Origin of the sequence: Cryobacterium sp. PAMC25264, assembly GCF_019443325.1 — a bacterium.
Lineage (GTDB): Bacteria > Actinomycetota > Actinomycetes > Actinomycetales > Microbacteriaceae > Cryobacterium.
The window spans coordinates 41,537-59,458 of the sequence record NZ_CP080383.1 but is presented as its reverse complement, the minus strand read 5'-3'; the positions used below and the strand labels follow the sequence as shown (position 1 = coordinate 59,458).

15 protein-coding genes are annotated in these 17,922 nt (G+C 68.3%); 5 read left to right on the top strand and 10 right to left on the bottom strand.

Translation table 11 applies throughout. The annotated features are described in order from the left end of the window. Positions 1-433: 433 nt before the first annotated feature. Both tmk and topA read right to left on the bottom strand, forming a co-directional pair. The gene (tmk, locus tag KY500_RS00240; protein WP_219903207.1) at positions 434-1,054 is read right to left on the bottom strand and encodes a dTMP kinase; all 621 of its coding nucleotides are present in this window, start codon (positions 1,052-1,054) and stop codon (positions 434-436) included. A gap of 8 nt (positions 1,055-1,062) precedes the next feature. Beyond that, positions 1,063-4,089, bottom strand: a complete 3,027-nt coding sequence (gene topA / locus KY500_RS00235) for a type I DNA topoisomerase (RefSeq protein WP_219901869.1) — start codon at positions 4,087-4,089, stop codon at positions 1,063-1,065. Positions 4,090-4,352: 263 nt separating this feature from the next. Between topA and KY500_RS00230 the strand changes: the two genes are divergently transcribed. Next, positions 4,353-4,616, top strand: coding sequence for a hypothetical protein (locus KY500_RS00230; protein WP_219901868.1), 264 nt, complete (start codon positions 4,353-4,355; stop codon positions 4,614-4,616). A gap of 73 nt (positions 4,617-4,689) precedes the next feature. Here the strand turns inward: KY500_RS00230 and KY500_RS00225 are convergent, their stop codons facing one another. The 6 genes from KY500_RS00225 to KY500_RS00200 all read right to left on the bottom strand — a co-directional run bounded on the left by KY500_RS00225 (position 4,690) and on the right by KY500_RS00200 (position 9,679). Next, positions 4,690-5,073 (bottom strand): Rv3654c family TadE-like protein, encoded by a 384-nt coding sequence (locus KY500_RS00225; RefSeq protein WP_255579601.1) that lies wholly within the window; start codon positions 5,071-5,073, stop codon positions 4,690-4,692. Then, positions 5,070-5,423: a TadE family type IV pilus minor pilin gene (locus KY500_RS00220; RefSeq protein WP_219901867.1), complete on the bottom strand. Its 354-nt coding sequence runs from the start codon at positions 5,421-5,423 to the stop codon at positions 5,070-5,072. Before KY500_RS00220 ends, KY500_RS00225 begins: the two co-directional genes overlap by 4 nt. Further along, positions 5,404-5,607 carry a DUF4244 domain-containing protein gene (locus tag KY500_RS00215; RefSeq protein ID WP_219903205.1) on the bottom strand — a complete coding sequence of 68 codons (204 nt, stop codon included), beginning with the start codon at positions 5,605-5,607 and terminating at the stop codon, positions 5,404-5,406. Before KY500_RS00215 ends, KY500_RS00220 begins: the two co-directional genes overlap by 20 nt. A 378-nt stretch (positions 5,608-5,985) precedes the next feature. Further along, entirely contained in the window at positions 5,986-7,125 is a 1,140-nt protein-coding gene (locus KY500_RS00210; RefSeq protein ID WP_219901866.1) for a hypothetical protein, read from the bottom strand. A 332-nt stretch (positions 7,126-7,457) separates the two neighbouring features. Further along, the gene (locus KY500_RS00205; RefSeq protein WP_219901865.1) at positions 7,458-8,546 is read right to left on the bottom strand and encodes a hypothetical protein; all 1,089 of its coding nucleotides are present in this window, start codon (positions 8,544-8,546) and stop codon (positions 7,458-7,460) included. Next, the gene (locus KY500_RS00200; protein WP_370626853.1) at positions 8,543-9,679 is read right to left on the bottom strand and encodes a TadA family conjugal transfer-associated ATPase; all 1,137 of its coding nucleotides are present in this window, start codon (positions 9,677-9,679) and stop codon (positions 8,543-8,545) included. Before KY500_RS00200 ends, KY500_RS00205 begins: the two co-directional genes overlap by 4 nt. A 639-nt stretch (positions 9,680-10,318) precedes the next feature. Between KY500_RS00200 and acs the strand changes: the two genes are divergently transcribed. Both acs and KY500_RS00190 read left to right on the top strand, forming a co-directional pair. Beyond that, positions 10,319-12,280: an acetate--CoA ligase gene (gene acs, locus KY500_RS00195; protein ID WP_219901864.1), complete on the top strand. Its 1,962-nt coding sequence runs from the start codon at positions 10,319-10,321 to the stop codon at positions 12,278-12,280. Between the two features lie 112 nt (positions 12,281-12,392). After that, a complete protein-coding gene (locus KY500_RS00190) occupies positions 12,393-13,637 on the top strand; it encodes an acyltransferase (RefSeq protein ID WP_219901863.1) in 1,245 nt (414 codons plus the stop codon). Positions 13,638-13,718: 81 nt separating this feature from the next. On the opposite strand, the gene KY500_RS00185 is transcribed toward KY500_RS00190, so the two are convergent. Both KY500_RS00185 and KY500_RS00180 read right to left on the bottom strand, forming a co-directional pair. Beyond that, positions 13,719-14,189: a RidA family protein gene (locus tag KY500_RS00185; RefSeq protein WP_120338166.1), complete on the bottom strand. Its 471-nt coding sequence runs from the start codon at positions 14,187-14,189 to the stop codon at positions 13,719-13,721. A gap of 2 nt (positions 14,190-14,191) precedes the next feature. Beyond that, entirely contained in the window at positions 14,192-14,359 is a 168-nt protein-coding gene (locus KY500_RS00180) for a hypothetical protein (RefSeq protein WP_166793334.1), read from the bottom strand. Between the two features lie 110 nt (positions 14,360-14,469). Here KY500_RS00180 and KY500_RS00175 point away from each other — a divergent pair, with 110 nt between their 5' ends. Together KY500_RS00175 and KY500_RS00170 are read left to right on the top strand one after the other, a co-directional pair. Then, positions 14,470-16,956 carry a transglycosylase domain-containing protein gene (locus KY500_RS00175; protein ID WP_219901862.1) on the top strand — a complete coding sequence of 829 codons (2,487 nt, stop codon included), beginning with the start codon at positions 14,470-14,472 and terminating at the stop codon, positions 16,954-16,956. Next, entirely contained in the window at positions 16,953-17,921 is a 969-nt protein-coding gene (locus KY500_RS00170; protein ID WP_219901861.1) for a metallophosphoesterase, read from the top strand. Before KY500_RS00175 ends, KY500_RS00170 begins: the two co-directional genes overlap by 4 nt. Position 17,922 lies beyond the last annotated feature (1 nt).

Below are 17,922 nucleotides of genomic sequence, written 5' to 3'. Positions count from 1 at the left end.
CTTCCCGGCCGTGCTCCGACTCCGGATAGCCCTCACGTTCCCCGAGCGTCGGCTGGGTGCTGAGATGCCACTTCACGCCCCATGGATGCCCGCCAAACGGCCCCAACTGCCAACTCACGACCCTGCGTTGCGGTGAGGTGCCAGTTGGTGCCCTTTGGGCGCCCGCGACGGGGCGGCAACTGGCAACTCACCGAAGCGGACCCACTTGCAGGGCCAGCGGCAGGTCGGCGACAGCAGCGTCCATGCCACCGAGCCACCGAGTTGCCGCCAAGTCCCCTGCGGGAGCCCGGGAGGGGGGCGGGTCGCCGCATGTCGTGGCGGCCGCATCCGCCGACTTGCGGCACAGTGCCGCCTCGGCGCCCGGGACGGCTACTTTCGCCGCAACTCACGGGAGATCCCCCAGGCCGAGACGACCTCTACCCGGGCCCGGCTGCTACAGCAGGGTGGCGACGCGGGCCCGGATGCGTTCCGCGATCTCGTCGATCGGCGCTGCAGCATCCAGCACCAGGAACCGGTCGGGCTCAGCGGCGGCCAGGTCAAGGAAGGCCGCTCGTACCCGGGCGTGGAACTCGCCCTTCTCGGCCTCAAGCCGGTCGAAGACCTTGTTGTCGGCGTCGAGGCGACTCCGGGCGGCGGTCTCGTCGAGATCGAGCAGCAGGGTCAGGTGCGGCAGCAGACCCTCGACCGCCCAGAGTGAGAGGTCGCGCACCTCGGTGCCGCCGAGCACCCGGCCGGCACCCTGGTAGGCCACGGACGAATCGAGGTAGCGGTCCTGGATGACGATCTCACCCCGGGCGAGCGCCGGGCGCACCAGCGTGGCGATGTGCTGGGCCCGGTCGGCAGCGTAAAGCAGGGCTTCGGCGCGCGACGAAACCTCGCCACGGTGGTGCAGCACGATCTCGCGGATCTCCACACCCACCTCGGTGCCGCCGGGCTCGCGGGTGCGCACGACCGTGCGCCCCTGCGCCTGGAGCCAATCGGTGAGCAGCTGGGCCTGGGTGCTCTTGCCCGACCCGTCGCCACCCTCGAGGGTGATGAACAGGCCGGGCGTCACAGCATCCGTCACGACTGCGAAGCCTGGGCAGCCTTCGCGGCCGCGGTGGCCGCCCGAGTGGCCGCTGCCTTCGCGGCTGTCGCGGCTTTCTGCTCCGGCGTGCGTTCGGCGCGCGGTGAGGTACCGAGCGTCGCGGCCGAGGTACCGGTCTTCTTGGCCGGTGCGCGCTTGGCAGCCGTCGTGGTGGCGCTGCCGGCCTTCTTCACCGGAGCCTTCTTCACGGCGGGCTTCTTGGCGGGCGCCTTCTTCGCGGCCGCCTTCTTGGCCGGAGCCTTCTTCACCGCCGGTCCCTTGGCCCGCTTGTCGGCGAGCAGCTGCACGGCGCGCTCGTAGTCGACCTCTTCGATGCTCTCGGCCTTGGGGATGGTGGCGTTGGTGATGCCATCGGTCACGTAGGCGCCGAACCGGCCGTCCTTGATCTTGATGGCCTTGCCGCTCTCCGGATCGGGCTCTTCGAAGTCCTTGAGCGCGCTGGAGGCACGGCGGGCGCCGTACTTCGGCTGGTTGTACAGGTCGACGGCACCGGCGAGGTCGATCTCGAAGATCTGGTCTTCGCTGGTGAGTGAGCGGGTGTCGACGCCCTTCTTGAGGTACGGGCCGAACTTGCCGTTCTGCGCGAGGATCTCGGTCTGGGTCTCCGGGTCGATACCCACCACGCGCGGCAGGTTGAGCAGCGCCAGCGCGGTGTCGAGGTCGACCGTGGCCAGGTCCATCGACTTGAACAGCGACGCCGTGCGCGGCTTCACCGCGGCGGCGGCCTTCTTGGCCGGGGCCTTGCGCTTGGGCTTGGCGCCGGCAGCGGATGCGGCGGCCGTCGCCGTGGCGTCGGCCAGCTGGGTGACCTCGCCGGTGAGCGGGTCCACGGTCTCGCCGGGGCCGTCGGTGTCGGCCGGCGGCTCGAGCTCGGTCACGTAGGGGCCGAACCGGCCGTCCTTGGCGACGATCTCCTTGCCGTTGTCGGGGTTCACCCCGATGACGCGGTCGGTCACGACCGGGGCGTCGACGAGCTCACGGGCCTTGGCCGGGGTGAGTTCGTCGGGTGCCAGGTCCGGCGGGATGTTCACCCGGCGGGGAGTGGCATCCGGGCCCGCACTCGGGTCGACGACCTCGAGGTAGGGGCCGTACTTGCCGATGCGCAGGGTGATGTCGTCGACGATGTGGATCGAGTTGATCGACTTGGCGTCGATCTCACCGAGGTTGTCGACGACCTGACGGAGCCCGCGGTGTTTGTCGGAACCGAAGTAGAAGCTGGTCAGCCAGTCGACCCGGTCGGCGGTGCCGCCGGCGATGCGGTCGAGGTCGTCTTCCATCTCGGCGGTGAAGTCGTACTCCACCAGGTCGGAGAAGAACTCCTCGAGCAGGCGCACCACGGAGAAGGCGATCCAATTGGGCACCAGAGCCTGGCCGCGCGGGGTGACGTAGCCGCGGTCGGTGATGGTGGAGATGATCGACGCGTACGTGGACGGGCGGCCGATGCCGAGCTCTTCGAGCTTCTTCACCAGGCTGGCCTCGGTGTAGCGGGCGGCCGGGGTGGTCTCGTGGCCCTTGGCCTCCACCTCGACGAGGGTGAGGGACTGGCCCTCCTCCAGCGGCGGCAGCTTCGATTCGGTGGCGTCGGTGGACGCGTTGCGTTCCTCGTCCTTCGACTCCTCGTAGGCGAGCATGAAGCCGCGGAAGGTGATCACGGTGCCGCTGGCGGCGAACTCGGCCAGCGCCTCCGACGCGGCGGGGTGCGCGGCTTGGCCGGTGGGGCCCGCGGCGATGGTCACCGACGCGGTCGATCCGGTGGCATCCGCCATCTGGCTGGCGACGGTGCGCTTCCAGATCAGGTCGTAGAGCTTGAAGTCGTTGCCGCGCAGCGAGCTGGCCAGCGACGCCGGGGTGCGGAACGTGTCACCCGACGGGCGGATGGCCTCGTGCGCTTCCTGGGCGTTCTTGCTCTTGCCCTTGTACAGGCGCGGGCTCGCGGGCACGGTCTCGGCGCCATACAGCGACGCGGCCTGCTTGCGGGCGGCGGTGATCGCCTGCTGCGACAGCGACGGCGAGTCGGTACGCATGTAGGTGATGTAGCCGTTTTCGTAGAGCGACTGGGCCACGCTCATGGTCTGCCGGGCGGTGAAGCGCAGCTTCCGCGCGGCCTCCTGCTGCAGGGTGGAGGTGGTGAACGGCGCAGCGGGGCTGCGCCGGTACGGCTTGGAGGCCACCTTGGTGACCGTGATCGGCACACCGGGCACCTTGAGCGCGTCGGCGAGGGCGAGGGCGGATGCCTCGTCGAGGGTCGCAGCGACAACCTTCGGCTTGAGCTTGCCGGTGTCATCGAAGTCGCTGCCGGTAGCGATACGTTCGCCGCCGAGGCGCACGAGCTTGGCCTGGAAGCCGTTCTCAGCGGAGGCGCCCGGAGCGAGCTGGGCCAACAGATCCCAGTAGCCGGCGGAGACGAAGGCGAGGCGTTCGCGTTCGCGATCCACGACGAGGCGGGTGGCGGCGGACTGCACCCGGCCGGCGGACAGGCCGGGGCCCACCTTGCGCCAGAGCACGGGCGAGATCTCGTAGCCGTAGATACGGTCGAGGATGCGCCGGGTCTCCTGCGCATCCACCAGCGCGGTGTCGAGATCACGGGTGTTGTTGGTGGCCGCGATGATGGCGTCCTTGGTGATCTCGTGGAACACCATCCGCTTGACCGGAACCCTGGGCTGGAGAACCTGGAGGAGATGCCACGCGATGGCCTCGCCTTCGCGGTCCTCATCAGTTGCGAGGAGGAGTTCGTCGGCGTTCTTCAGAGCTCGTTTGAGGTCGCTGACCGTCTTCTTCTTGGCGTCGGAGACCACGTAGTACGGTTCGAAGCCGTTGTCGACGTCGACGGAGAACTTGCCCAGCGGGCCCTTCTTGAGCTCCGGCGGCAGATTCTTGGGCTCGATCAGGTCTCGAATGTGACCGACCGACGACAAAACCTCGTATCCGTCGCCCAGATAGGCGGCGATCGACTTCATCTTGGTCGGCGACTCGACAATGACCAGCTTCTTAGTGCCTGGCACCAGACTCCTCTTTATAGGTAACGGTCTGTGTAACGACCAAGCCACACCATACACACAGGAATCGGGTGTGCGCCTACCGAGACCGCGCTGGAGGGCTCCGAATCCCCTCCACGGTAGCTCGACTGTGGCCCGATGCAAGGCCTGGGCCGGGCGCCGCACATGTTCCCGGAAATGCGCTGGGGGCGTGCGGTGCCCGGCATGGCCCGAGCGCCGGATTCGGATTGGGGGGTTGCCTCCTGGGGGCCCAGACGGAGAATGGAGACATGGGTACAGCAACGCACGACACATATACGGCGAAACTCACCGATGGCCCGCTCGAGGGCAAGACCGTCACGACGGAATTTCTCGAATCCGGCGATCCCCGGCCCCGCATCGAGATTCCCTCGGACTCGCACGGCAAGCGCTACCTCTATGCCCGTGCCGCCGGGCTCGAGTTCGACTCCACCGAACACCCCGAACGTCCCACGGCCGTGGACTACCGCTATCTGGAGGCCGTTTTCGAGGCGTCTGGCTCCTCCGCCTCCTGAACCGGTGAGCGGATGCGCCCGCTCCGCGTCTTCCGTCGCCTCGCAAACGCTCTAGCGGTGCTCCAGCCATCGTCTAACCACGGGCGGGCGGCGGACCTGCTCGCGCGCGGGCGGATATCGGGAAGCCGCCGGCGCTTCTGGACACCATCACGGTGACCACGAGGCCGTCGACCGTGCAGGTCACCAGCCGCGCCGTGTTGAGGTCAGCTGCTCGCTGCGCCACCTCGCACGGCACCCCGGGCACCAGCCCGGCAGCCGTGTCCGCTCCGGCGAGCGCGGATGCGTCCGCCGCGGCGCGCACGGACTGGCCGATCGCCAGCAGGCCGAGAATCGGCAGCAGAAGCACGGTCACCGCCACGATCGCTCCCACCACGGCCACGGCGAGCACCGACCCCGAGCCGCGCTCCCCCGACGGCCGCACCCGCACGGCCGCTCCCGCCGAACCGGGCGGGCTCACGGGCCGCCCGCCAGAGCGCAGGAGCGCGCCCCGAAGGTGAGCCCCACGGTGGCGAACGGCCCGAACGCGCTCACGGCACGGAGCTGGGCGCAGACGAACTCGCCCTGATGCTGCACCGTGAGAGTGGCGTTCAGGCCCAGACCGGACACCAGCCCCGCCGCCGCACCAGACCCCTCCCCTCGGGCGAGCAACCGGGCCGTCGACCCTGCGGCATCCGCCAACCGCACCTGCTGACCGACCACCTGCACCGCGCCCAGGCAACAGCCCAGCAGCAGCAACACGGCCGGCAGCAGCGCGGCGAACTCGGCCGTGACACTGCCGCGCTGCGCGTCACCCCACCGTGAGCGCACTGCGCACCAACTCGGTGAGGATGCCGCGCACCTCGTCGCCGCGCAGGATCACGATGAGCAGCCCCGCGAAGCCGACCGCAGCCATGGTGGCGACGATGTACTCGGCGGTGGCGGCACCGCGGTCGTCCCGCAGCCGGCCAAGGGCCCGCTGGGTGTTCGAACGGATGGTGCGGGTGCGCACCAGGCCGTTCCCTACCCCGGTTCCCACGCTGGCGGTCGGAGGCTGGTGGCGAACACTGTGCACCTCCTCGGGCGGGGCCGGTTCGAGCTTCGGGCCGTTCCTGGTCGGACCGCTCCCGGTTGTGCGCGGATCGGTGGTGTCGAGGGTGTGGCGGGTGAGCATGATGGGTCTCCTTTCGCGTCAGAGACGCGGTGCGGTGGCACGAGTCCAGCCACTCTGTGTCGGCAGCACCGTGCGCACCATCGCTGTGGTCCCGTCAGTGCAAAGATCATCGACGCACCTACCTGTGGAGGAGTGCCGGATCGGCTCCAATAGGCATCACATGAGACGCTCGGTCATCGCCCGAAGGATGCCGCGGGTGCACTCATGCACGCACCCACTTCACGGCCTGGGCCAACGCTTTCCGAGCGAACCCTTCACCCGCTGCCATAGTGATCGGCGGGCCACGCGTGGCGTGTGAACGTCCGCCGTCGACTCCCAAGGTGAGGGGATTTCTGTTGCTGTGAGACCGTCGGCCTGTACTGTCTCGGCATTGTCGATCTCCCGCGCCAGTGCAGGGCCCTGGACCTCATCAGCCCGCAGACCCTCCCCGTTCATCACGACCCTGTCCGCCTCCTCGCGCATCCGAAGTGCCCGTTCGTCCGCCGCCGCCGCCGCCTTCTCCGCCGCGGCCTTCTCCGCCGTTGCCTTCTGCGCCGCCGCCCTCGCCGCATCCGCCGCGACCTGCTGCAGGTCGCTGGCGAGCACCCATACCTTTCTCCGGACGGTGCCATCGCCGAGCCGGACGTTCGCGTATTGCAGCGTGCGTTCGCCGCTGACGACCTCTCTGATGAAGCGCTGAAGGCCGACGCTTCCGGCGTATTTCAGGCCCTTGGTGTCGCGGTCGTTGCTGTACGTGACGAGCGAGCCGGAAACGAACAACCTCGTCGTCCGCCTCATCTCGGTGTCCTTGGGATGGTCCCAAGGTTTCTGGTTGACCAGACGGCTGTCAACCCGGCTGCCTCTCCCGCGCGGAGTGAGGTAAATCCCGCCGTGCTGCCTGATGCGGGCCTTGATGAGCGTGTCCAGCGCTTTGTCGTCCTGCGTCGTCAATCCCCGCGGGGGCTCGGGGAAGAACCACAGGGTGGTGTCGGCGCCCGCATGTGAACGATCCAGATTCCGTTTGTCGAACTTGGTGTCCCAACGCTGGTACTCGATTGCGATCTTGGAGTCGGGGAGGAAGACGTCTGCGTGAGTGGGCTGGTGTTCGATCACAGCGTCGTAGCCGAACTTGCGACAAACGAGAGCGATGCGCGATTTCATCCACAGATGCTCATCCGATTCCGGCCCACCGCCACCGGTCGGTCGGATCAACGGCACGTCATTGTGGGAGCAGGACACCGATCCAGGGTGGGTGGCGAGCCAACGAGTTTCATGATCATTTCTCTTGGCAATCAGGCGGGTTCCGCACCCATCCAACGGGCAGACCACCACGCAGGTGGGCTTCCTGTAGATCGCGTAAAAGTCGTCGTCGGTGTACATGCTGAGGAGTATCGATTCCCCGGGCTCTCCACCGCGCGAAGGCGGGTTCATCCATCTCCCCTGGATCTTCGCCACGGCGGGCTGGCTCCAGTCCTTTCGCGTGTGCTCCGGCACGTGCTCAGGCATCGCTCCCCCTCTGTGTCTGGTGACATCCCACCCTCTCGCTGACCACTGACGTTGATAAGGATTGTAGCCCGCAAACACCCCTCCCACGTATCCGCGAACCGTGAGTAAAGCCCCAGAAAACCCGGGATTTCGGTGCTTAAGTCACAGCTCGCGGGAGGGGGAGGGGGACGAGTCCGGTCGCGCGCCCGGCGCTCTGACGCGAAAACCTAGAACGCGGTGAGTGTGGAGGAGAGCACGCTAAGCAGGAGCGGCGCCACGCCCACGAGCATGAAGGCCGGCAGCACGCACACCCCGAGCGGGATCATCAGGGCTACGCCGAGCGATTCGCCGCGCTGCCGGCCGGCGCTGCGGGCATCCCGGCGGGCCTGGTCGGCCTCGCTGCGCAGCAGTTCACCGGCCGGGATGCCCGCTCTGGCCGAGAGTTCGAGCACCCGATCGATCACCGTGTCGGCCGCGATCTCCGTGTGGACCGGGCGCAGACCGAACCGTTCGGCGCTCTGCCGTGCCACGTCGCGGGCCCGGTCGATGGAGCTTCCTCCGGCCATCCCGATGGCGGTGAGGTCCAGCTCGAGACCGGGCGCCGTGAGCTGGGCCCCGGCGGAGGCGACCAGAGCCCGGTTCCACCGGGACGCACCCACCATGAGCAGCAAGCCCGCGGCGAGACACCCCAGGCCCGGGCCGGTGAAGAACAGGGTGTGCACGGTGTCGAAGCCCAGCAGTGCGCCGAACAGCAGCGCCACCAGCGGCAGGACCAGCACCATCCGGGCGGTGCCCCGGGGTCCGGTCAACGCCACCGTCAGGTCGCGGTGCAGCTGGCCCAGGTCACGGAACGCGCCGGCCAGGTCGCGCAGGCATCCGGCCAAGGGGGCACCGGCCTGCGTCGCGACCTCCCAGGCAGCGGCGAGTGCCCGCCAGGCATCCGCCGGCTGGGTGGGCAGTTGCTGCGCCTCGTGGGCGATCGCCTCGGACACGCTGTCGCCGGCGTGCGCCGCCCGTGCGGCCGCCAGCAGCACAGCGCGGGAGCCGGCGTCGGTCGGCGCCCGGCCGAACCACCGGCCAAACCACCCGACGGGTGTGCGGCCGGGCGGGCCGTGGCGCGGCGCGGCTCTCCGGCCGAGGGCGCGACGCATCAGGATGCTGCGGGATCGCCGCTCCGGCGGGTCGGCGCCGGCAGGTGGCACGAGGTAGTCCCACGCGGAGACCGGCGAGACTCCGGCCGCGAGCAGCACGGCCAGGCGTTCGGCGATCCGGGCGACCTCATCAATCGGGTTGGGCGCCGCCGCACGCCTGGTCATGCCTCCACCGCGCTCAGGCGTTCGGCTGCGTCAAGAACGAACCGGCCCACCTGGGCGAGCCGGCGGGTGCCGCCGCGGCGTTCGAGGTGTAGCACCAGGCCGATGGCGCTCACGGTCTGCCGCGCCACGGCGGCCGGACTCATCCCGGCGAGCGCGCCGAGCGCCTCGAGCCGGGCGGGCACGTCTCCCAGGGAGTTGGCGTGCAGGGTGCCAGCCCCACCGTCGTGCCCAGTGTTGAGGGCGCCGAGCAGCTCGCGGATCTCGGCGCCGCGGCACTCGCCGAGTACCAACCGGTCGGGCCTCATCCGCAGCGCTTCGCGCAGCAGGCTCTCCAGTCCGATCCGCCCGGCCCCTTCCAGGTTGGCCTGCCGCGACTCCAGGCCCACGACGTGCGGGTGATCGATGCGCAATTCGGCGACGTCTTCGATGGCCACAATGCGTTCGTCGGCCGGAGCCTCGGCCAGCAGGGCGGCCAGCAGGGTGGTCTTGCCGCTGCCGGCCGCTCCGGTGACGAGCAGGTTCTGTCGGTCGAGCACCGCGGCGCGCAGGCGGCCGAGTTGAGCGTCCGCAGCCTCACGGGCACCGAACATGCCGGCGGCGGCCAGGGCGTCGAGGCTGAGGCGGTGCGCCCGCGGTAGCCGGATGGAAAGCAAGGTACCCGTGCTCGAGACCGGCGGCAGCACGGCGTGCACCCGGATACCGTCAGCCAGCCGCACATCCACGCATGGGCTGGCTTCGTCGATATGGCGCCCGCCGAGCGCGATCAACCGCACGGCCAGGTCCCGGATGCCGCGCTCGTCGCTGTGCCAGTCCGGCGCGACCACCAGGCCGTGACCGGCGTCGAGCCAGAGGCCGGCCGCCCCGTTGATGAACAGATCGGTGACGGCACCATCGCGGGCGAAGGGTGCGAGCGGCCCGAGCACCGACACATCGGCGCGGGTTAGCACGGGCGGCATGGTGTCGCGGGCCGGGCTTGGCGCCGAATCGGCCACACCACGGGCGCGATCTGGCTGCGCGCCCGGCCTGTCACGGGCCGGGTCTCCCCCAGCCGCGGCGGGATGGGGGACCGTGCTGACGGTCACGGGGTTGGGCCGGCTCAGGTAGGAGGGTACGGCGACGAAGGGCTCTGGCATTCGTGCACCGTACGGCCTGGGGCGGCCGGCGGGAGGGGCCACAGCCACCGTTGTGCGGAGGCGTGCTCGGCACCCCACTGTGGAGGAGCGGCGCCCGGGCGGAGAGACACGTGTTGCCCGGCCGGACGACTGCGCCCGGCGTGCGGGGCTCAGAAGTCCGACCGGGCAACAGGTGTGCCTGGAGGGGGCCGATACAGCGGTGAAGCGGTACAGCTGGTCACGCAGGTGCACGACTCGCAGTGGGGCGCGCGAGCCGTGCGGGGGAAGGCGCGGGCATGTCGTTGAGAGACACGGGAGCGCCGTTAAAAAGAGGGGGGCGGCACCTATTGGGGGGAACAGGTGCCGCCTCGGCAGTGCGCTGATTGGGGGAACCAAACGCACCACAGGTCAAAACTTTCGTTCAGACAAGCTCAAGCATACTTGGGAAAACCAGATACGCAAGTCCCCTGGGTCCCCCTAAATGAGGACACGAAAAGAAAGCCACGTGAGAAGCGTTTTCCGAATGTATCCCGGGCAGAAATTCGGTCGTTCTTTCGCCGAGAAATGCTCTCGAGCGGGTCGCACGGGCCGTGTAGGGTTCAGGGATGAGGCCGCCGCGGCGCCTCGACACTGCCTGAACTCGCAAAGGAGCGAACCATCATGAGCGTGCAAATCGACCATCTTCTCCATGAGTCCCGCCGATTCCCGCCCTCTCCAGAGTTCGCCGCCCAATCGGTGGCCACTGAGGCTCTCTACGCGGATGCGGCAGCAGATCGGCTCGGTTTCTGGGCCGACCAGTCCCGCGAACTGGTGCACTGGCACAAGCCGTTCACCCGCACGCTGGACTGGACCAACCCACCGTTCGCGAAGTGGTTCGACGACGGCGAACTCAATGTGGCCTACAACTGCCTCGACCGGCATGTGCTCGCCGGCAACGGCGACCGGGTGGCGCTGCACTGGGAGGGCGAGCCGGGCGATTCCCGCTCGATCACCTATGCGCAGCTCACCGACGAGGTCAAGCGCGCCGCGAACGTGCTCCTCGGCCTCGGGGTGCGCGCCGGCGACCGGGTGGCCATCTACCTGCCGATGATCCCGGAAGCCGTCGTGGCGATGCTCGCCGTCGCCCGCATCGGCGCCGTGCACTCGGTGATCTTCGGCGGCTTCAGCGCCGAGAGCCTGCGCTCCCGCATCGACGACGCCGAGGCCGTGGTCGTGATCACTGCCGACGGCGGCTACCGAAAGGGCCGCGCCACCCCGCTCAAGCCCGCAGTGGACGCGGCCCTGGCCAGCAATGATTCGAGCGTGCACACCGTGCTCGTCGTAGAACGCACCGGCGGCGACGTGGAGTGGAACGACCGCGACAAGTGGTGGCACGAAGAACTCGCCGCCGTCGATGCCGAGCACGAGGCGCAGCCGTTCCCCGCCGAGAACCCGCTGTTCATCCTCTACACCTCCGGTACCACGGGCAAGCCCAAGGGAATCCTGCACACCAGCGGCGGCTATCTCACCCAGGTGGCCTTCACCCACAAGAACGTCTTCGACCTCAAGCCCGAGAAAGACGTCTTCTGGTGCACCGCCGACGTGGGCTGGATCACCGGCCACAGCTACGTGGTCTACGGGCCACTGGCCAACGGGGCCACCCAGGTGCTCTACGAGGGCACCCCCGACACCCCGCACCCCGGCCGCTGGTGGGAGATCATCGAGAAGTACCAGGTGAGCATCCTCTACACCGCGCCCACCGCCATCCGCACGTTCATGAAGATCGGTCGGCAGGAACCGCAGAAGTTCGACCTGACCAGCCTGCGCCTGCTCGGATCGGTGGGCGAACCGATCAACCCCGAGGCGTGGATGTGGTACCGCGAGGTGATCGGCAACCAGCTCACCCCGGTGGTCGACACCTGGTGGCAGACCGAGACCGGCGCGATCATGATCAGCGCCCTGCCCGGCATCACCGAGACCAAGCCGGGCGCGGCGCAGGTGGCGATCCCCGGCATCTCCATCGACGTGATCGGCGAAGACGGCCACCACGTCGGGCATGGCAACGGCGGCCTGCTCGTGGTCACCGAACCGTGGCCGTCGATGCTGCGCGGCATCTGGGGCGACCCGGAGCGCTTCATCGAGACGTACTGGGAGAAGTTTCAGGATGCGCCGAACGGCCCGCTGTACTTCGCCGGCGACGGCGCCCGGTTCGACCGCGACGGCGACATCTGGCTGCTCGGCCGGGTCGACGATGTGATGAACGTGTCGGGGCACCGGCTGTCCACGGCCGAGATCGAGTCGTCGCTGGTGGCGCACGCCATGGTCGCCGAGTCCGCGGTGGTGGGCGCGCACGACGAGACCACCGGGCAGGCGGTGGTTGCGTTCGTCATCATCAAGTACAGCCAGACGGATGCGGCGAGCCACGCCGACATCAGTGCGATCCTCCGCGCACATGTAACACTGCAGATCGGGGCGATCGCCCGGCCACGGGAGATCCACATCGTGAACGAGCTGCCGAAGACCCGCTCGGGCAAGATCATGCGGCGCCTGCTGCGCGACGTGGCCGAGGGCCGTGAGATCGGGGACACCACCACCCTCGCCGACACCTCGATTATGCAGATCATCACCGACAGCATGCGCTGACCCCTCGCGAGCCGTGAGTTAAGCACCGTCCCGGGCCCGGGAAGGTGCTTAGCTCACGGCTCGCGGGTGTGCTTGGAGGAAACGTTCACGAAGGGGCCCTAGCGTGAAGCGGATGTCTGCCGCCGAACCCCGCACCCGTCTCGTCGCCCTCGACGCCCTGCGTGGCGTCGCGGCCGTCGTCGTGCTCGTGCACCACGTGTCGATGACCGCTCCGTCAATCTCGGCCGCGTACTCGTCGAGCGCGAATGTGGCGATCTTCTCCACGGGCTGGTGGGCCACCCTCTCCCCCCTCAAGATCTTCTTCGCCGGGCCGGAGTTCGTGCTGGTGTTCTTCGTGCTCAGCGGCTTCGTGCTCGTGCTCGCCCCGCTGCGCCGCTGGCCGTGGATGCAGCCGGACGCCCATCCCGCTGCCGGCACCCAGATCCCGGTCGCGCCCCCGGCGCATTCGGCCGGCTACGACTGGTTGGCCTACTACCCCCGCCGGGTGATCCGGCTGGCAATCCCAGTACTCGTCTCCGTGGGGCTGGCCGCCGTGTGGATCGCCCTGGTTCCGAGAAGCGTCGACGCCAACGCCGGCGCCTGGATGGCGAAGCAGGGCGACGCCGGTCTCGGCATCGGCAATCTGCTGCGCGAAGCAAGCATCGTCGGCTACACGGGGCGCCCGGACGTCAATCCGCCGTTGTGGTCGCTGGCCTGGGAAATGTGGTTCTCACTGCTCCTCCCCATCGGCGTCATCCTGGCTGTGGCCACCCGACGGTGGACCTTGGCCTGGGTGGCCGTGCTGCTGGCCACCTCCACCATCGGGTACGTGCTGGGGATCGAGCCGCTGATGTATCTGCCCGCGTTCGGCTTGGGTGCGCTGCTCGCGGCCAACCACGGGTCGCTGTTGGCCCGCTCGACGCGGCTCGCCCGGCGACGCGGCGGCACGCTGGCATGGGCGGCCATCGCCATACTGGGGCCGGCGCTGCTCATCGGCTACTGGCTGGCGCGCCCGCTGCTCAGCGAGCCGTGGAACTCCCTGGCCCTGGCGCTCCGCGTTCCGGGCGCCGTTCTCATCGTTGCGACGGTGGCCCTCTGGTCGCCGGTGCAACGGCTGCTCAGCGGCCGGCTGCTCGGCTGGCTCGGCGCCATCAGCTTCAGCCTGTATCTCGTGCACTTCCCCGTGGTGGTCACCTTCGCCCAGCTCTTCGGCCCGGAGCACTGGTGGTGGGGTGCGCTCATCTCGGTGCCGCTGAGCCTGGTGCTCGCACAGCTGATGTACCGCTGGGTGGAACTGCCCGCGCAGGCGCTGGCCACCCGTGCCGGCGCCGCGTTCTCGGCCAGCCATCCGCGCCCCGAAGCCGCGACCGCCTCATAAACCCGGCGACACGTTGATCGAGCCTGTCGAGATCCCGATGAGTCTCGACAAGCTCGACCCACGATGCCCTGAAGTGGCGGGTTAGGCGAAGGAGACGATGAGCTCCACCTCGACGGGCGAGTCCAGCGGCAGCACGGCCACGCCCACGGCGGAGCGGGAGTGCACGCCGATGGTGCCGAAGATCTCGCCGAGCACGTCGGAGGCCCCGTTCACGACGCCGGGCTGGCCGGTGAAGTCGGGGGCGGATGCGACGAAACCGGTGACCTTGACCACCTGGGTGATGCGGTCGAGCGACCCGATCACGCTCTGGATGGCGGCGAGCGCGTTGAGCGCGCACTGTCGGGCGTACTCCTTGGCGTCCGCGGCCGGCACGAGGCCGTGGCCGTCGCCGACCTTGCCGGTGGCGGGCAGCGCGCCGGAGACCATCGGCAGCTGGCCGGAGGTGAACACCAGCGACCCGCTCACGACGGCGGGCACGTACGAGGCGACCGGCGGAACGACCGACGGCAGTTCGATTCCCAGCTCGGCCAGGCGAGCTTCTACCTGTGACATTGTCATGCTCCTTCTGCGCCGGCGACAGGGCGCTTGAGATAGGCGACGAGTCCACCCTCGGGGCCGGTGACGACCTGCACGAGCTCCCAGCCTTCCGATCCCCAGTTGTTGAGGATCGCGGCGGTGTTGTGGATCATCAGCGGGGTGGTGAGGTACTCCCAGGCAGTCATGCGGCTCCGATTCAGGCTGTTTTTCAGAATTGTCCCTTACGCTCAATTGTATGTCTGCCAAAAAACGTACGGTTAGTGGAGCGCTCGGCGGTCTCCTCGGCATTATCGGAATGAGCGCCGTCGCCGGTGTTCTGGTTACTGTCGCCGTGACCCCCGCCCTGGCCGTGACGGGCATGACCACCACCAACACGATCAACGTGTTCGAGAGTCTGCCCAACTACCTCCGGGTCGACCAGTTGTCCCAGAAGAGCACCATCTATGCGGTGCAGGACAACGGCGCCCCCTACGCTCTCGCCTCGTTCTACGACCAGAACCGCGTCGAGGTCCCCCTGGCGAGCATGAGCCAGTTCGTGCAGGATGCCGCGGTGTCCGGCGAGGACCCCCGCTTCTTCGAACACGGCGGAGTCGACCTGCAAGGCACCATTCGCGGCGCCCTGTCCACGGTCACCGGCGGCGGCACCCAGGGTGGTTCCTCTATCACCCAGCAGTACGTCAAGAACGTTCTCGTGCAGAAGTGCGAGGTCCTCACCGACCAGGACGAACTGGACGCCTGCTACGACGAGGCCACCGCCACCACTCCTGAGCGCAAGCTCAAGGAGATGCGTCTGGCCATCGGCGTGGAGAAGGAATACACCAAGCCGGAGATTCTGCAGGGCTACCTGAACATCACCCTGTTCGGTGGCAGCGTGTACGGCATCGAAGCCGCCTCCAGCTACTACTTCAATACCAGTGCGGCCAACCTCACGCTCTCGCAGTCGGCCAGCCTCATCGCCATCGTGAACAACCCGGAGAAGTTCCGCCTCGACCGGCCCGACAGCGAAACCAACGGTACCGCCACCGGCTACGCCGACAACAAGGAGCGCCGCGACTACATCCTCGGCGAGATGCTCAAGTACAAGAAGGTCAGCCAGGAAGACTACGACGCCGCCATCGCCGCGCCGATCGAACCCAGCATCACCGAGCCGAGCACCGGATGCCAGACCGCCGGTGGCAGCGCATACTTCTGTGACTACGTCACCCAGATCCTCAAGACCGACCCCACCTTCGGTGAAGACGAAGACACCCGCATGACGAACTTCCGTCGCGGCGGCTACGACATCTACACCACGCTCGACCTCGACCTGCAGCAGGCCGCCGAAGACACCATCTCCGAAAACGTGCCCGAGACCTTCGACGGCTGGGACATGGGTGCCGTCGCCACTAGCGTTCAGGTGGGTACCGGCCGGGTTCTCGCCATGGCGCAGAACAAGATCTACAGCCAGGACCCTGACGTCCTCAGCCAGGGCGCTCAGTACACGAGCATCAACTACAACACCGACAAGAACCAGGGCGGCTCCAGCGGTTTCCAGCCCGGCTCCACCTACAAGGTCTTCACCCTCGCCGAATGGCTGAAGGAAGGCCACGCGCTCAACGAACGGGTCGACTCGGCCCGCAAGGCAGACTGGGGCACCTTCCAGGACTACTGCAGCGGCCCGCAGACGTTCCCGGGCTACAACCCGAAGAATGACGCCGACGAGGCTGGCCGCAACTACAGCGCCCTGCAGTCGACCATCAACTCGATCAATACGGGCTTCATCGGCATGGCCAAGAAGCTCGACCTCTGCAAGATCCGCGACACCGCCGAATCCTTCGGCGTGCACCGTGCCGACGGTGACGAGCTCGAGAAGGGCGCCTCGTCGGTGCTCGGCACCAACGAGATCGCACCGCTGAGCATGGCGGTGGCCTTCGCCGGCATCGCCAACAAGGGCACCACCTGCTCCGCCGTCGTCATCGACCGCATCGTCGGCCCGGACGACACCGAGATCCCGCCGCCCGCCTCCACCTGCACTCAGTCGGTGGAGCCGTCGGTGGCCGCCGGCATGGCGTACGCCATGAAGCGCGTGCTCACGGAGGGCTCGGCAACGCAGTCCTACAATTCCACCTCCCCGCGGGTGCCCATGATCGGCAAGACCGGTACGACCGACGGCGCGAAGGACACCTGGATGAGCGGCGCGAGCACCAAGGTCGCCACCGTGGTTGGCGTCGTGACCGTCACCGGTGACGCCAACCAGCGTTCCAGTAAGAACAACTTCGAGAGCGGATCCGCCGCCACCGCCCGGCACCGCATGTGGCCGGACATCATGGGCGCCGCCAACGCCAAGTACGGTGGAGACGACTTCGACGAAGCCTCGAACAACGTCATCCAGGGCGCTCAGGTAACTGTGCCCGACGTGCGCGGTAAGTCGATGGCGGATGCCAAGAGTGCCATCGAGGGCGCCGGCTTCGAGTTCCTCGACGGCGGCGTGACCGACTCAGAGCTGCCGGCCGGCACCGTGGCGCGCACCGACCCCGGTAACGGGTCCAACGCCAGCGTGGGAGCCACCATCACGGTGTACTCCAGCAACGGCAACCAGGTTCTCATTCCCGACGTCGTGGGCCAGACCGCCGACCAGGCCAAGGCCACCCTGAACGGCTTCGGCGTGGTGACCAACGACCAGGCCGTCACCGACCCGACGCAGAACAACAAGGTGCTCTCGATGAGCCCGGCGGCCGGCACCCCCGGCACCAAGGGCGGAACCGTGACCATCGTGGTCGGCAAGATGGGGGCTGCGGGTTGAGCGCCGGACGCGCCATCGTCGCGTCGACCGCCGCCGTGACCGCGGCCGGTCTGGCCGCGTTCGCGTGGGGGTCCCTCGTCGAACGACGTCGGTTCACCCTGCGCGAGGTCACCGTTCCCGTGCTCGCGCCCGGCTCCGACCCGATCCGGGTGCTGCATCTCTCCGACCTGCACATGGCTCCGTGGCAGCGCGACAAACAGGACTGGGTGCGGGGCCTCGCGGCCCTCAAACCCGACCTCGTGGTCAACACGGGCGACAACCTGGGCCACGAAGACGGCATCGCCGGTGTGGAGTACGCACTGGAGCCGTTTGCGGGCGTCCCGGGCATCTTCGTGAACGGGTCGAACGATTTCTTCGGCCCGCAGCCGAAGAACCCGCTCAAGTACTTCGGCGGCCCGTCGATGCTGCGCCCCCGCCACATCGAGCTCGACACCGACGACCTGCACCGGGTCTTCGCTGAACTCGGCTGGATCGACCTGAACAACGCGGCGGATGCGCTCGACATCAACGGCACCCACCTCGAGTTCTTCGGCGTGGACGACCCGCACATCCGCCGGGACCGTCTCGACCTCATCACCGGCGCCATCGACGAGCTGCGCGGCAACGACCCGCTCACCGAGGAGACCTGGCCGGACCCCGAAGAGCCGACCGGCCCGCGCTCGACCCTCACCGTGGGAGTGGTGCACGCGCCCTACCAGCGCGTGCTCAACTCGTTTGTGAACCACGGCGCGCAGCTGATTTTGGCCGGTCACACCCATGGCGGACAGGTGTGCATACCCAAGTACGGCGCATTGGTAACCAATTGTGATATTCCGCGCCGCCAGGTGAAGGGCCTGAGCCTGTGGAACGTGGGCCTGCGCACCTCGTACCTCAATGTTTCGGCGGGACTGGGCACCTCGATCTACGCTCCGGTGCGCTTCGCGTGCCCGCCCGAGGCGACCCTGCTCACCCTCACCGCCGCGTAAT

Excerpts from the sequence above, each read along its gene's own strand:
- acs (WP_219901864.1), top strand. The coding sequence starts at position 10,319 with ATGAGCGTGCAAATCGACCATCTTCTCCATGAGTCCCGCCGATTCCCG.
- KY500_RS00190 (WP_219901863.1), top strand. The coding sequence starts at position 12,393 with ATGTCTGCCGCCGAACCCCGCACCCGTCTCGTCGCCCTCGACGCCCTG.
- KY500_RS00180 (WP_166793334.1), bottom strand. The coding sequence starts at position 14,359 with ATGACTGCCTGGGAGTACCTCACCACCCCGCTGATGATCCACAACACC.
- KY500_RS00185 (WP_120338166.1), bottom strand. The coding sequence starts at position 14,189 with ATGTCACAGGTAGAAGCTCGCCTGGCCGAGCTGGGAATCGAACTGCCG.
- KY500_RS00210 (WP_219901866.1), bottom strand. The coding sequence starts at position 7,125 with ATGTACACCGACGACGACTTTTACGCGATCTACAGGAAGCCCACCTGC.
- KY500_RS00200 (WP_370626853.1), bottom strand. The coding sequence starts at position 9,679 with ATGCCAGAGCCCTTCGTCGCCGTACCCTCCTACCTGAGCCGGCCCAAC.
- KY500_RS00175 (WP_219901862.1), top strand. The coding sequence starts at position 14,470 with ATGAGCGCCGTCGCCGGTGTTCTGGTTACTGTCGCCGTGACCCCCGCC.
- KY500_RS00205 (WP_219901865.1), bottom strand. The coding sequence starts at position 8,546 with ATGACCAGGCGTGCGGCGGCGCCCAACCCGATTGATGAGGTCGCCCGG.
- KY500_RS00230 (WP_219901868.1), top strand. The coding sequence starts at position 4,353 with ATGGGTACAGCAACGCACGACACATATACGGCGAAACTCACCGATGGC.